This window comes from Streptomyces scopuliridis RB72, from assembly GCF_000718095.1.
GTDB lineage: Bacteria > Actinomycetota > Actinomycetes > Streptomycetales > Streptomycetaceae > Streptomyces > Streptomyces scopuliridis.
Genome location: NZ_JOEI01000040.1, coordinates 57,423 through 71,089 on the forward strand (window position 1 = coordinate 57,423; position 13,667 = coordinate 71,089).

Annotated in this window: 12 protein-coding genes; 7 read left to right on the plus strand and 5 right to left on the minus strand. The window is 72.1% G+C overall.

Features of this window, described 5'->3' with window-relative positions; genetic code table 11:
- Positions 1–190: 190 nt before the first annotated feature.
- A complete protein-coding gene (locus tag IF11_RS0134470) occupies positions 191–2,251 on the minus strand; it encodes a thioredoxin domain-containing protein (RefSeq protein WP_030355747.1) in 2,061 nt (686 codons plus the stop codon).
- Positions 2,252–2,378: 127 nt separating this feature from the next.
- Between IF11_RS0134470 and IF11_RS0134475 the strand changes: the two genes are divergently transcribed.
- Complete coding sequence (locus IF11_RS0134475; RefSeq protein WP_030355748.1) at positions 2,379–5,615, plus strand: tetratricopeptide repeat protein; 3,237 nt, start codon at positions 2,379–2,381, stop codon at positions 5,613–5,615.
- A gap of 72 nt (positions 5,616–5,687) precedes the next feature.
- Here IF11_RS0134475 and IF11_RS0134480 read toward each other — a convergent pair whose 3' ends face one another.
- Entirely contained in the window at positions 5,688–5,957 is a 270-nt protein-coding gene (locus IF11_RS0134480) for a hypothetical protein (protein ID WP_420894583.1), read from the minus strand.
- Complete coding sequence (mca, locus tag IF11_RS0134485) at positions 5,950–6,831, minus strand: mycothiol conjugate amidase Mca (protein WP_030355750.1); 882 nt, start codon at positions 6,829–6,831, stop codon at positions 5,950–5,952. Before mca ends, IF11_RS0134480 begins: the two co-directional genes overlap by 8 nt.
- 99 nt (positions 6,832–6,930) lie before the next feature.
- Here mca and IF11_RS0134490 point away from each other — a divergent pair, with 99 nt between their 5' ends.
- Positions 6,931–7,332, plus strand: a complete 402-nt coding sequence (locus tag IF11_RS0134490; RefSeq protein WP_030355751.1) for a DUF4307 domain-containing protein — start codon at positions 6,931–6,933, stop codon at positions 7,330–7,332.
- Positions 7,333–7,566: 234 nt separating this feature from the next.
- The gene (gene greA, locus IF11_RS0134495; RefSeq protein WP_030355752.1) at positions 7,567–8,064 is read left to right on the plus strand and encodes a transcription elongation factor GreA; all 498 of its coding nucleotides are present in this window, start codon (positions 7,567–7,569) and stop codon (positions 8,062–8,064) included.
- 106 nt (positions 8,065–8,170) lie between these two features.
- Here greA and ilvA read toward each other — a convergent pair whose 3' ends face one another.
- Positions 8,171–9,436 (minus strand): threonine ammonia-lyase, encoded by a 1,266-nt coding sequence (gene ilvA, locus IF11_RS0134500; RefSeq protein WP_078491067.1) that lies wholly within the window; start codon positions 9,434–9,436, stop codon positions 8,171–8,173.
- A 246-nt stretch (positions 9,437–9,682) separates the two neighbouring features.
- Between ilvA and IF11_RS0134505 the strand changes: the two genes are divergently transcribed.
- The 3 genes from IF11_RS0134505 to IF11_RS0134515 are packed head-to-tail and all read left to right on the plus strand — an operon-like array spanning position 9,683 to position 11,090.
- The gene (locus IF11_RS0134505) at positions 9,683–10,294 is read left to right on the plus strand and encodes a MarR family winged helix-turn-helix transcriptional regulator (RefSeq protein WP_407706377.1); all 612 of its coding nucleotides are present in this window, start codon (positions 9,683–9,685) and stop codon (positions 10,292–10,294) included.
- Between the two features lie 32 nt (positions 10,295–10,326).
- A complete protein-coding gene (locus IF11_RS0134510; RefSeq protein ID WP_037729297.1) occupies positions 10,327–10,839 on the plus strand; it encodes a sigma factor-like helix-turn-helix DNA-binding protein in 513 nt (170 codons plus the stop codon).
- On the plus strand, positions 10,836–11,090 hold the full coding sequence (locus IF11_RS0134515; RefSeq protein WP_030355756.1) for a hypothetical protein: 255 nt from the start codon (positions 10,836–10,838) through the stop codon (positions 11,088–11,090). The genes IF11_RS0134510 and IF11_RS0134515 overlap by 4 nt, the downstream gene beginning before the upstream one ends.
- Positions 11,091–11,192: 102 nt before the next feature.
- Here the strand turns inward: IF11_RS0134515 and IF11_RS0134520 are convergent, their stop codons facing one another.
- Positions 11,193–12,353: a cystathionine gamma-synthase gene (locus tag IF11_RS0134520; RefSeq protein ID WP_030355757.1), complete on the minus strand. Its 1,161-nt coding sequence runs from the start codon at positions 12,351–12,353 to the stop codon at positions 11,193–11,195.
- A gap of 227 nt (positions 12,354–12,580) precedes the next feature.
- Between IF11_RS0134520 and IF11_RS0134525 the strand changes: the two genes are divergently transcribed.
- The gene (locus IF11_RS0134525; RefSeq protein WP_051746456.1) at positions 12,581–13,660 is read left to right on the plus strand and encodes a hypothetical protein; all 1,080 of its coding nucleotides are present in this window, start codon (positions 12,581–12,583) and stop codon (positions 13,658–13,660) included.
- Positions 13,661–13,667: the final 7 nt, after the last annotated feature.

A 13,667-nucleotide genomic window follows, 5' to 3' on the forward strand; every position in this document is an offset into this window, starting at 1 on the left:
AGGGCCGGCCGCGGCAGGCCCCCCTGGCCGTCGGCTGACCCCTGCATCCCCCTCGTGCGCACAGTCCCCCCATGCGCACCTGTTGTGACTCTTGTGGAGACAATAAGGGGGACCTGTGACAGCCGGAGGGCCGATTGGGTGAATTCTGCGTTTCAGGCCGATTCACCACCCATCGGAATTCGGCCATACGTTACTCGAAAACGCCCAACTCTCCCTTTAGTGCGCTTACTTCCGTCATCGGCGCGGCACAGACGAACCTCCGGCAGACATACGCGGCGGCCTCCCCGCCGACCAGCGGACGGTCCGTCAGCAGCGGGAACTCATCGCTTCCGGCCACTCCCGCCGCGACGACGGCGCCGGGCGCGGTGCCCAGCAGGGCCGTACGGTGCAGCGGGCTCCGCCACGGCCCCGGCTCGCCCGCTTTCGCCGCCGCTTCCCCCGGCGTCTCCACGACCGCGATCTCGCGCGGCCCGTCGAGCAGCGCCTCGGCCACCGCGAGCCCCCAGCCGATGAAGCGCGGCGCCCTCGGCCCGAGTGCCTTCACCACCCCCAACGCCCCTTCGGCGGCGGTGCGATGGGCCTCGGAGCCGGTGTGCGCGGCATACGAGAGGAGCGCCCCGGCGGCGGCCGTCCAGCCGGAGGGCGTGGCGTTGTCCGTGGGGTCCTGGGGGCGCCTGATCAGATGTTCGGCGTCGTGCGCCGTGTCGTACAGCGTCCCGCCCTCGGCCACGAACTGGTCGAGCACAATGTCCAGCAAGAACCCGGCGAATTCCAGCCAGGCCCCCTCACCGGTGACCCCCGCGAGCGTCAGGAAGCCCTCGGCGACATCGCCATAGTCCTCCAGCACCCCCGCGTTGGCGCCGGTGCGGCCGTCCTTCGACGTACGGGCGAGCCGCGCCGCGTCGTCCAGATGCACCCGCATGAGCAGATCGGCGGCCTCGGTGGCGCGTTCCACCAGATCCGGCCGGTCGAAGTAGGCGCCGGTCTCCGCCAGGGCGGCGATCGCGAGCCCGTTCCAGGCGGCCACGATCTTGTCGTCCCGCCCCGGCCGCGCCCGCCCGTCGCGCGCCGCGAGCAGCCGCCGCCGTACGGAATCGACCCGCTCGGCGTCCACCACCCCGCTGTCCAAGGGCAGTTGCAGCACGGACGCGCCCTCCTCGAACGTGCCCTCCTCCGTCACCCCGAAGTACCGCGCCGCGAAGGCCGCGTCCGACTCCCCCAGCACCTCGCGCAGCTGGTCCGGCGTCCACACATAGAAGGCGCCCTCTACATGCGCGCCGCTGCCGTCGTCGCTGTCCGCGTCCAGCGCGGAGGCGAACCCGCCCTCGGCCGTGCGCAGTTCACGCACCATGAAGTCGGCCGTCTCCAGCGCCACCCGCCGCGCCAGATCGGATCCGGTGGCCCGCCACAGATGCGCGTACACCCGGCACAGCAGCGCATTGTCGTACAACATTTTCTCGAAGTGGGGCACCGTCCACTCACGGTCCACCGAATACCGGGCGAACCCGCCGCCCAGCTGGTCGTAGATCCCGCCCCTGGCCATCGCCTCACACGTATCGGCCGCCATCTGGAGCGCGCCCTCCGCGCCGGTACGGGCGTAATGACGCAGCAGGAACTCCACCACCATCGACGGCGGGAACTTGGGCGCCCCGCCGAACCCGCCCCGTACCGCGTCGTACTCCCGGGTCAGCCCCAGCAGCGCCTGCGCCTGCTCCTCCTCGCCGGGCACCCCGTCCCCCCGGTACGCGAGCGACCGCCCGGCCAGCTCCCCCACGATCCGCGCCGCGACCTCCGTGACCTCCCCGCGCCGGTCCTTCCACGCGGCACTGACCCCCTCCAGGACCTGCGGGAAGGACGCCATGCCGTGGCGGGGCGCGGGCGGGAAGTACGTACCGAAGTAGAACGGCTCGCCGTCCGCCGTCAGAAACACCGTCATGGGCCACCCGCCCTGCCCGGTGGCCGCCTGGACCGCCTCCATATACACGGCGTCGACATCGGGCCGCTCCTCGCGGTCGACCTTGATGCTGACGAAGTGGGCGTTCATGTACTTGGCGGTGGTCGGGTCCTCGAAGCTCTCGCCCGCCATCACATGGCACCAGTGGCAGCTGCTGTACCCGACGCTCAGCAGCACCGGCACATCCCGCCGCCGCGCCTCCTCGAACGCCGCGGGCGACCAGGGCCACCAGTCGACGGGGTTGTCGGCGTGCTGGAGGAGGTAGGGGGAGGTCTCATGGGCCAGTCGGTTCGCCATGCGCCCCATCCTGCCCCAGCCCTCGGGAGACGGCGGACGACACACGCACCCGTGGGCGCCCCTCGCGCTCGCGCCGCGCGCGCAGGACAATGTCGGTTCTCACCCATGCTCTCGGAGGGGGACGCATATGCGGGAAAGCCACCGGGCCGAAGCCGAAGGGCTGTTGGTACGTGCCGTGGAGGAAGAGGTACGGCGCTCCGGCGGGCGGACCGAAGGGAACACACTGCTGGCGCGCGGGCGCAGCGCCCTGGACGCCATGGCGGCGGGTGCGGACGAGGAGTACGCCGCGTACGTGCGGGCGCTGGACGCGGAGCGGGCCGAACGGCCGCCGCTGTCGGAGCGGTTCAGCAGGCAGTCCCTCGGAACGCCCGCACTGGTCACGTCCGTCGCCGCGGTCGCCGCCGTCGGCGCGGATGTCGCGCTGGGCACCGCCACGGGCATCGCGTTCGGCGCCGGAGCCGTCGTCGCGGTCGCCGGGGCCGCGACCACCGTCGCCAAGGTGACCGCCTCGCACTGGCCGGCCGCGCACCGCAGGGCCGGGGCAGCCGGCCAGCCGGGCGGCACCGAGCAGTTGCGGCTCCAGTGGCTGACGGCGCTGGAGGTACGGGGCATCCGCCCGTTCCTCGACCAGCAGCGGGTGCTGACCTCCGCGACCCGGCGCACCGCCAAGAAACCCACCGTCGTCCCGCAGCTGCGCGGCGGGGACCGCAGCGCGGCCGCCCGCCGGCGCAGTGTGCTGGAGCAGTCCTTCGGCCATCTGCCCGAGCCGGACGGGCCGTTCGCCGGGCGGCGCGCGGCGATGGCGCAGATCGCGCAATGGGTGCACGCGGCCCGCGTGTCGACGGAGACGAAGCCGACGGTCGTGGTGCTGTACGGCGCCCCGGGCTCCGGCCGTACCGAGCTGGCCGTACGGGCCGCGCATCAGCTCAAGGACCAGTTCAGGGGCGCCTGCGTGGTCGATCTGCGCGGCGGCGGCTCCTTCGAGGCGCCGCTGTCGACCCGCGACGCGCTGCTGCATCTGCTCAACCGGCTGGGCGCGCCGCGCGAACAGCTGCTGTTCCGCGAGGGGTCCTCCCCGGAGCAGCAGGTACGGCGGCTGAGCGAGCTGTACCACCAGCATCTGACGGGCCTTCCGGTGACGGTCGTCCTGGACGACGCCTCCGATCCCGAGCAGGTGCGGACGCTGGTGCCCGAACGGTCCGACAGCCTGGTGCTGGTGACGGCGCGCGAGCGGCTCGGTCTGCCGGACGACGTACCGGCCTGGGTGCACCAGCTGCCCGTCGAGCCGCTGGACACGGCGGGCGCGGAAGAGCTGCTGCGGGCCGTGGCCGAACCGTCCGCCGCGTCGGCGGAGGGACCGTACGACGCGCAATCCACCGACCGCGTCGGCGAGTTGTGCGGCGGCCTGCCGCTCGCCCTGCGGATCGCCGGGTCCTCGCTCGGGGAGCGCACGGCCCATCGGCTGGCCACGGACCTCGACGCGTACGGCCCGGTCGAACCGGTCGAACGGGCCCTGTGGGTGCGCTACACCGACCAGAGCGACCAGGCCCGCAGGCTGCTGCGCCGCCTCGCGCTGGCGGGCCGCGCCTCCCTGGGCGCGGCCGCGGCGGCGGCGCTGCTGGCGACGGACGAGCAGGAGGCCGGCCGGCTGCTGGCCGAGCTGTCCCGGACGGGTCTGATCGACCACGTACGGGCCAGCCGCTACCGGCTGCACGACGCCGTCAGGGTCTTCGCGCACTCACGGCTGCGGGACGAGGAGGGCGCCGAGGACCGAACGGCCGCCCAGGAGCGGCTGATCCGGAACTACGGCGAGCTCGCCGACTCCGTGATCCGGCTGGTCGACGGAAAGACGTCCACCCGCGTCGATCAGTTCAAGAGCGCTGCAGGCGCGCACGGCTTCTCGTCGCTGGACTCGGCGCTGCGCTGGCTCGATGACGAGTCCAGCTTCATCACGGCCGCGCTGCGGCACGCGGAGGGCGTCGACCAGCAGACCGTACTGGACCTGCTGGGCGCGCTCTGCGACTACTGCCTGCTGCGCGGCGACCTCTACCGGCTGGGCGAGATCAACGAGCTGACGCAGGCGGTGGGCCAGGGGCTGCTGCTCCGCTCGGTCCAGTGGCGTACGGGCATCGCGGCCCGCCAGCTCGGCGAGCTGGACAAGGCGCGCACGACCCTGACGACGGTCGTCGGTCTCTACCGGGAGGCGGACCACGACGCGGGCGCCGCCCGCGCGCTCTGCTCGCTCGGCATCACCCTGCACCACCAGGGCAATCTGACCGAGGCGTCGGCGAAGCTGCGCGAGGCGCTGGCACTCCAGTCCCCGGAACCGCTGGCCGGCGACCGGGGCTGGACGCTGCACGCCCTGGCGGCCGTCGAGCGCGACCGCGGCTCGGTGGCCGAGGCGCTCACGCTCCTCTCCCGCGCGCTCGTCCTGCACCGCGAGAACGAGTCCCTGCACGGCGAGGCGTGGACGCACTTCCAGCTGGGCCAGTTGTATCTGCGGCTCGGCGAGGTGGCGCGGGCGGAGGCGGAGCTGCGCGCGGCCCTCGATCTCTACGGCAGGACCCGCGACGGCCGCGGCGAGGCGTGGGCGATGACCCAGCTCGCCCGTACCCGCCTGGTGGACGGCGACCCGGCCCCGGCGGTCGACGAACTGCGCGACGCCCTCGCCCGCCACCGCGACAACGAGGACGCGCGCGGCGAGGCGTGGACGCTCTACTACCTGGGCCAGGCGCTGGAGGAGACCGGCGACCGCGACCAGGCGGTACGGGAACTGGAGCGGGCGCGCACGATGTTCTCCCGGATGCGCGACGTGTACGGACTGGCCTGCGCCCGGCACCACTCGGGCCGGGTCACCCGCGACCAGCGCGCCGCCCAGACCGGCAACCTCCGCAACTCGGGCTTCGCCCGCCAGCTGCTGACCGACGCCCGCGCGGACTTCCGCCGCATCGGCGTCGCCCACGGCGAGGCCTGGACCTGCCTGGAACTGGCCATCATCGACGCCGGCAACAACCGCCCCGGCCAGGCGCTCCAGCTCTGCGACGAGGCGGCGGCCCTCTTCGCCTCGTACGACGACCACCGCGGCGTCGACTGGTCCCGCTTCCTGCGCTGCACGCTCCTGCCGTACGCCTCGGCGGGCGGCATCGAGGTGGGCTCGGTCGTCGCCGAACAGGAACTCTCGGACCTCTCCGCCGCCGGCCACGCCTCCCGCGACGGCAAACTCGCGGAATCCATCGCGACGCTCGGGGTCATGCTGAGCCGGGGCGTACGACTGGAGGACGGCTGGCAGGCCTGGCACCTGGGAATGGTCCCGAACCGCCACGCACGGGAGGTGATGGGCGTACCGGTGACGGCCGTCACATAGCCATCGCCTCCGGCCCCATGACGCCCTGTGGGTGTCATGGGGCCGGACGCGACGCCGGCTGAGGCGGTCGCGCTACTCGCCCTGCGAGGCGGCGGACGTCGGCTCGTTCTCCGCGGGCTGCTTCGAGGACTGCGCGGACGCGGCGGGCGTCCGCACCGGAGTCTCCTCGAAGTTGACCATGCTCATGTGGCGGTTCATCGACTTCATCAGCATCCACACGCCCCCCGCCATCACCGCGAACACGATGAACCCGAGCACACCGGGCGTCACCTTGTTCTCGTCGAGCTCCTTGGCGAGAGGAGCCGCGAACGCCATCGCCTGAGTCGCATACATATCAGCCATTGTCGCGGATGCCCGCGAACAGGTCGCTCTCGGGGAGGGATGTATCGACGAGCGACTTCGCGAGCTCGTACTCCTCCGTCGGCCAGACCTCCCGCTGGATGTCCATCGGGATACGGAACCAGCCGCCGTCCGGGTCGATCTGGGTGGCGTGCGCGATCAGCGCCTTGTCACGGATCTCGAAGAAGTCGGCACACGGAACATGCGTGGTCAGCGTCCGCTCCACGCGCTCGAACTCCTTCCAGCGCTCCAGCCACTCGCCGTACGGGGACTCAAGACCCCGGGCGAGCAGCGCCTCGTGGAGCGCGACCGTACGCGGCCGGTTGAAGCCCTGGTTGTAGTAGAGCTTCTCCGGCTGCCAGACGGGACCGAAGTCGTCCTCCGGGTACTTCTCCTTGTCCGCCGCGGCCTCGAACGCCACCATCGAGATCTTGTGGGTCATGATGTGGTCCGGGTGCGGATACCCGCCGTTCTCGTCGTACGTGGTGATGACCTGCGGCCGGAACGACCGGATCAGGCGTACGAGACGGCCCGCCGCCTCGTCCACGTCCTCCAGCGCGAAGCAGCCCTCGGGCAGCGGCGGCAGCGGGTCGCCCTCGGGCAGACCCGAGTCGACGTACCCCAGCCACTCCTGCTTGACGCCGAGGATCTCGCGCGCCTCGTCCATCTCCTTCTTGCGTACCTCGTGGATGTGCTCCTCGATATAGGCGTCACCCTGGAGCTTGGGGTTGAGGATGGAGCCGCGCTCGCCTCCCGTGCAGGTCACGACCAGCACGTCCACCCCCTCGGACACGTACTTGGCCATGGTGGCCGCGCCCTTGCTCGACTCGTCGTCGGGGTGGGCGTGAACGGCCATCAGTCGCAGCTGCTCAGTCAAGACTCGATCCTCAGTGATGTGTCGCATCGGACGGCTTCTATAGTGACGGATATCGGGGGGCGGAAATTCCGGGTTGCCCGACTCCGAAGGGAAACGAACATGGCCGCGGTGCGCGAGGAGCCTCTCCGGAGCCGCTACGGCCGCTCGGCGGACCAGCGCGCGGACCGCGGTCTGAAGGTCGTCGGCGCGGTGCTCGGCGTCGCGCTGATCGGTCTGATCGGCTGGTTCGGCTATCACTACGTGGTCGACCGGAGTGTCTCCGGAGAGCTCATCAAGTTCAAGCGGGTTTCCGCCACCGAGGTCGAGGCGCATCTGGAGGTCCGCAAGGACCGGGACGCCACCGGCAGCTGTACGTTGCGCTCCCTCGCGGAGAGCGGCGCGGAGGTCGGCCGGCTGGACGTGCGCTTCGGCGCGGGCGAGACGCGGATCGACCGGGTCGTCACGGTGCGTACCACGTCCAGCGCGACCAGTACCGAGCTGCTGGGCTGTACGTCGGACTGAGCCCCGCCCCGGGCGACGCGGGCTTCCCGGCGCCGGGAGCGGCGGAACCAGGGCCGGGACCCGCCGCCGGTATCGCCGATGGGCCGCGCTGACCTGCGTCGATGTAATTCTGATGGCTTTCGTCCTCCCCCTCGCGCCACGAAATTGTTAGGCTCGTGGTTTCGCCCACCCGAGAAGGCACATTCTTCTGGGTAGGGCGTTGCTTTGTATTCCCGGTACCTACGAGGAGCACCTGTGACCCAGACCAGTGAGAACGTCACCTGGCTCACCCAGGAGGCGTACAACCAGCTGAAGGCCGAGCTGGAGTACCTGTCTGGTCCCGCGCGCACGGAGATCTCTATGAAGATCGCGGCGGCCCGTGAGGAGGGCGATCTGCGGGAGAACGGCGGGTACCACGCGGCCAAGGAGGAGCAGGGCAAGCAGGAGCTCCGAGTGCGCCAGCTGACCCAGCTCCTGCAGAACGCGAAGGTCGGCGAGGCCCCGGCGGACGACGGGATCGTCGAGCCCGGCATGGTCGTGACGATCGCCTTCGACGGAGATCCGGACGACACCCTGGACTTCCTGCTGGCCTCGCGCGAGTACGCCAGCTCGGACATCGAGACCTATTCGCCGCAGTCGCCGCTGGGCAGCGGTGTGAACGGCAAGAAGGTCGGCGAGAACGCGGAGTACGAGCTGCCCAACGGCAGGACCGCCTCCGTGAAGATCCTCAACGCCAAGCCCTACCAGGGCTGAGCCAGGGCCGGTACACCCACGGGTGTACCGGCCCTTACGGGTGTACCGGCCCTTACGCGGACCGCCGGGGTCCGGAACGCGGGCCCCTCAGCCCGGAGCGGGCCCCTCAGCCCAGAATCGTGTAGCCCGCCTCCCGCAGCGCCGCCGCCACCTCCGTGCAGTGCGCGGGCCCCTTGGTCTCCAGATGCACTTCCACGTCCGCCTCCGTCAGCCCGAGCCGCGGATCGGTCCGTACATGGCTCACATCGAGCACATTGGCGTCGGCCACCGACAGCACCCCGAGCATCGTCGCCAGCGCGCCCGGCCGGTCCGTCACCCGCAGCCGCAGGCTCAGATAGCGTCCGGCCGCCGCCATGCCGTGGCGCAGGATGCGCTGCATCAGTACGGGGTCGACGTTGCCGCCCGAGAGCACCGCGACGACCGGGCCGCGGAAGGAGCCGGGGTCGCTGAGGAGCGCGGCCACCGGGCTGGCCCCGGCCGGTTCCACCACCAGCTTCGCCCGCTCCAGACAGAGCAGCAGGGCGCTGGACAGCTCGTCCTCGGAGACCGTACGCACCTCGTCGACCAGCTCCTGGACCAACTGGAACGGGATGTCACCGGGGCGGCCCACCTTGATGCCGTCCGCCATCGTCTGCGGTGACTCGACCACCATCGGCCGGCCCGCCGCGAGCGAGGGCGGATACGCGGCGGCGCCCGCCGCCTGGACCCCGATCACCCGGATGTCGGGGCGCAGCGACTTCACCGCGAGGGCGATGCCAGCGGCCAGCCCGCCGCCGCCGATCCCGACGACGATCGTCCGTACCTCCGGGCACTGCTCCAGGATCTCCAGGCCGACCGTGCCCTGTCCGGCGATGATGTCCGGGTGGTCGAAGGGGTGGATGAAGACCGCGCCGGTGTTCCTGGCGTACTCCTCGGCGGCGGCCAGCGTCTCGTCCACGACCTGTCCGTGCAGCCGCACCTCCGCGCCGTAGTCGCGGGTCGCGGCGACCTTCGGCAGGGGCGCTCCGACCGGCATGAACACCGTCGACCGGACGCCGAGGAGGGTGGAGGCGAGCGCGACGCCCTGGGCGTGGTTGCCGGCGCTGGCCGCGACGACGCCCGCCGCGCGCTCCTCCGGGGAGAGGCCGGCGATCCGTACGTACGCGCCGCGCAGCTTGAACGAGCCGGTCCGCTGGAGGTTCTCGCACTTGAAGAGGACCGGTGCGCCGACCAGCTGCGTCAGATATCTGCTCCCCTCCATCGCGGTCATCCGCGCCACGCCGGACAGCATCTTCTGGGCCCCTCGGATGTCATCGAGAATCAGGGGGTGCGGAGGATGGTGCGCGTGGTGGTGCGCGGGGCGCGGCACCGGGCGGGACGTACCGAAGCTCATGAGTGCCAGTCTCGCAGCTCACGGGCCGGGCGGCCGTCGGCGTCCACCGCCGGGCTCCGGCCGGGGTCGGGTACGGGCTCCGACCGAGGCCGGGTACGGGCTCCGAACCGGGTCGGGTACGGCAACAGGTACGGGTCAGGTGCAGGTCGGGTGCGGCATCAGGTTTACGCAGGGCAGGTACGGTCCAAGCCATCGCCGCGTACTCTGTCCCCCACCAACCGACCCCCGCACGAGAGAGCCCCAGCCATGCCCCCCATTCAGGACATGACTTCCGCTGCGTCGGTCTCCAGGGAGACGGCCTCCGAACCCTCGGACGACGCCGGCCTCCTCGATGCCCTCCAGCACCAGGTGGCCGTCTTCGCCCGGCGGGCCGAACAGACGCGGCTCGGCGGTGTGGGCCAGGTCCGCAACTCGATGGACCGCGCCGCGTATCTGCTGCTCAACCGGCTCGACCGGGAAGGCCCGATGGGCGTCAAGGCGCTGGCCGCCGGGATGGGCATCGACTCCTCGACGGTCACCCGGCAGGTCGCGCCGCTGGTCGACAGCGGCCTGGTCAAGCGCACCTCGCATCCGGAGGACGGCCGCGCGGTCGTGCTCGAACTGTCGCCGCGCGGACTGGCCAGACTCGAAGAGGTCCGCTCGTCACGGCGCGAGCTGATGGCGCAGGTCACGGGCGGCTGGACGGAGGACGAGCGGAACTCCTTCACCACGCTGCTCACCCGGTTCAACGGCGCGCTCTCGGCGCGGGCGGCCGGACTGCCCTCCAGTGACGGCGGTACGGGTGATGAGGACGGCACAGGCGGTACGGGCGGTACGGATGAGCCGGGCGCGGTCGCGGACGCGGGGACGCCCTCTTGACCCTGAACCCCTGACTGGCCTCATATGAGGTCGTGCGAGAGCGGCGGGCTGCCTTGGATCGCCGCCGCGCCCGGGAGTTCGAGGCGTTCGCAGCGGGCGCGGCCGGCCGGCTGCTGCATGCGGCCGTACTGCTCACGGGCGAGCCGCCCGACGCCACCCCGCGGGCCCAGCGCCTGCTGATCGCCGCGCTGTCCCGTACGTACGCGGAGTGGGACCGGCTCAGTGGCGCCGACGGCGAGGATCCGTACGACCGCGCCCGCCGGGAGCTGGTGCTGCGCTTCGCCCGCGAGGCCGCCTGGCGCGACCCGGTCCGGCGGGGCGGCCGGGCGGCCGGCGTGCTCGGGGGGCTCGGTCCGCAGGAACGTATCGTCCTGGTGCTGCGCCTGTACGAGGGGCTGGCCGAGGAGCAGACCGCGGCGCTGATCGGTCTCACGGAGGAGCGGGTCCGCGTGGTCTGCGCGCGGGCGGTCGCGGCGATGCGCGAGCCGTCGCGGCGGCGCCGTACGAGGCCGGGCCCGTCCGGACTCCGGGAGGCGGGCCCATGAGGGGCGCCGACCGGAAGCGGGCCGAGGTGCTTCGGATGATGCTGGATCCGGTACGCCCCGACGTACCCGCCGATATCGTCCGCCGCGCCACCGAACGCGGGGCCCGGCTGCTGCGCAGACGCCGGGCCGCGCGGCGGGTGATCTGGACGCTGCTGATCGTGGCGCTGATCATGTTCGGGGTCTGGGCGTCGGCCGCGCATCCGTGGTCGGTGCCGCCGACGGAGACGACACCGCCGCTGGAGGACTGGTGACGGTCCGGACTTGTGACGGTCCGGCCGGTCGGCCTCCAGCGGCGGTGAGCGATCAGTGGTTCAGCGGGTAGCGGTTCAGCGGTCAGCGGGTGAAGGGGTTGTTCAGCCCAGGGCCTGCTGGAGATCGGCCAGCAGATCGTCGGCGGACTCGATCCCCACGGAGAGCCTGACCAGGTCGGAGGGCACCTCCAGCGCCGAACCCGCCGCCGAGGCGTGCGTCATCCGGCCGGGGTGCTCGATCAGGGACTCGACACCGCCGAGGGACTCGCCGAGCGTGAACAGCTTCGCGCGGTCGCAGACCGCGACCGCCGCCTCCTCGCCGTCCTTGACCTGGAAGGAGATCATCCCGCCGAACGCCTTCATCTGCTTGGCGGCGACCTCGTGGCCCGGGTGCTCGGGCAGCCCCGGGTAGAGGACCTTGGAGACGCGGGGGTGCGAGGTGAGCATCTCGGTGATGCGCGTGGCGTTCTCGCTGTGCCGGTCCATCCGTACGGCGAGGGTCTTGATGCCGCGCAGCACCAGCCAGGCGTCGAAGGGACCGGCGACGGCCCCCATCGCGTTCTGGTGGTAGGCCAGCTCGTCGGCCAGCTCCGCGTCGTCGACGATCAGGGCGCCGCCGACGACGTCGGAGTGCCCGCCCATGTACTTCGTCGTCGAGTGGACGACGACGTCGGCGCCGAGCGCCAGCGGCTGCTGGAGGTAGGGGCTGGCGAAGGTGTTGTCGACGACGAGCCGCACCCCGGCCGAGCGCGCGATCCCGGCGAGCTGGGCGATGTCGGTGATGTTGAGGAGCGGGTTCGAGGGGGTCTCGACCCAGATCGCCTTCGTACGCGGGGTGAGCGCGGCCTGTACGGCCGCCGGGTCCGAGGTGTCCGCGACCGAGAAGTCCACGCCCCAGCGGGAGACGACCTTGGCGAAGAGCCGGAACGTGCCGCCGTAGGCGTCGTTCGGGATCACGACATGGTCGCCGGGCGCCAGCAGCGTACGCAGCAGGCAGTCCTCGGCGGCGAGCCCGGACGCGAAGGCGAGCCCGCGCCGGCCGCCCTCCAGGGCCGCGAGGTTCTCCTCCAGCGCGGTGCGGGTGGGGTTGGCGCTGCGGCTGTACTCGTAGCCGCCGCGGAGGCCGCCGACGCCGTCCTGCTTGTAGGTGGACACCTGGTAGATCGGCGGGACGACGGCGCCGGTGAGGGGGTCCGCGGTGTTGCCCGCGTGGATGGCGCGGGTCTCGAAGTGGTGCGGGTCGCTGGTGTGCTGGTGGGTCATGGGTCCTGAGGGTAGCGCCGCGTCGCCTCCCGGCGGTGCGCCTTCCGACGGGGGGATCGGTCGCGTTGTCCGGGTTGCGGTCGCGGCGCACCCACCCCCAGCCTCAGCGAGGTCGCGGGGTTGCGGGGCCCACCGGCGGGAGGGGGTCGAGGTCGGAGGAGGTGCGTGTCCGGACGTAAAGCGTCGCAGCTCGCGCGAAGCGCGGTGACCACGCGACGGAGTCGCATATCGACCGCAGCGCAGTCCGGAGCAGGGGCGGTATCCGCCAGGTCGCCCCGGGATCGCCCGATGCCGCCGATCCGGCCGCGTACGGCTTCGTACGGCAGGAGGCGCTGGACGTCCGGCTGCCGGGGCCCGACCAGGACCTCCTCGACGTACTCGATGTCGTGCAGCGCACCCAGGACTGGCGGGCCGCCGCGCAGCTGCTCGCGGGCACCGCCAAGGAGGGCGAGGTGCGCTGGCAGCGCGTGCAGGCGTTCGCCGGGGCGGCCTCGCTGGAGCTTCAGGCGGCGGGCGGGCCCGCCAAGGACGGGCAGCGGCCGGCGGGCGGGGCATGGCTGCGGGCCTGGCGCGCGGAGTCGCCGAAGGACGCGGGCGGGGCGGCGGTGCACGCGGAGTTCCTGGTGCAGCAGGCGTGGCGGTCCTCGGCGGCCGGGACCGATGAGTTCCGGATCATCCTGGAGGAGGCCCGGACGGTGTGCGGCGAGGCGGCGCTGCTGGCGCCCGGCGACCCCGTGCCGTACATCATCGAACTGGCCGTGGCCCGTGGACTCGGGTACTCGCCCGAGCAGTTCGACCAGCTGTGGGCGAAGGTGATCGACCGCGCTCCGGCGCACATGGGGGCGCATCTGGCGGCGCTGCACTACTGGTGCGAGAAGTGGCACGGCTCCCGCGACGAGGCCGACCGGTTCGCGACCGCGGCGGCGGCGCGCGCGCCGCGGGGCTCGCTGCTGGCGGCGCTGCCGCTGTTCGCGGTGTACGAGCACCTTCCCGAGGTCAATCTGGTGCAGGGGTTCTACCAGAGCGCGGTGGTCACGAAGGCGGTGGAGGGCGCGCTCTTCGCGGTCCACGCGGCCCGGCAGGACGACCCGATGCTCCCGCACGCACGGCATCTGCTGATCCTCTTCCTCGTACGGTCCGAGCGGTGGGCGGAGGCGATGAACCAGCTGGTACAGGTCGACGGCCATGTCGGAGCGCTGCCCTGGACGCATGACGGCGACCCGGCGGCGGAGTACACGGTGTACCGGGCGCTGGCGGTGGCGGGGTACGAGGCGAACGGCGGCAGCCCGGCGACGCTGCCGCGCTGACCTCCGG

Coding starts and splice junctions, on each gene's coding strand:
- IF11_RS0134475 (WP_030355748.1), top strand. CDS start 2,379: ATGCGGGAAAGCCACCGGGCCGAAGCCGAAGGGCTGTTGGTACGTGCC.
- IF11_RS0134515 (WP_030355756.1), top strand. CDS start 10,836: ATGAGGGGCGCCGACCGGAAGCGGGCCGAGGTGCTTCGGATGATGCTG.
- IF11_RS0134520 (WP_030355757.1), bottom strand. CDS start 12,353: ATGACCCACCAGCACACCAGCGACCCGCACCACTTCGAGACCCGCGCC.
- IF11_RS0134505 (WP_407706377.1), top strand. CDS start 9,683: ATGCCCCCCATTCAGGACATGACTTCCGCTGCGTCGGTCTCCAGGGAG.
- IF11_RS0134480 (WP_420894583.1), bottom strand. CDS start 5,957: ATGGCTGATATGTATGCGACTCAGGCGATGGCGTTCGCGGCTCCTCTC.
- ilvA (WP_078491067.1), bottom strand. CDS start 9,436: ATGAGCTTCGGTACGTCCCGCCCGGTGCCGCGCCCCGCGCACCACCAC.
- IF11_RS0134470 (WP_030355747.1), bottom strand. CDS start 2,251: ATGGCGAACCGACTGGCCCATGAGACCTCCCCCTACCTCCTCCAGCAC.
- IF11_RS0134490 (WP_030355751.1), top strand. CDS start 6,931: ATGGCCGCGGTGCGCGAGGAGCCTCTCCGGAGCCGCTACGGCCGCTCG.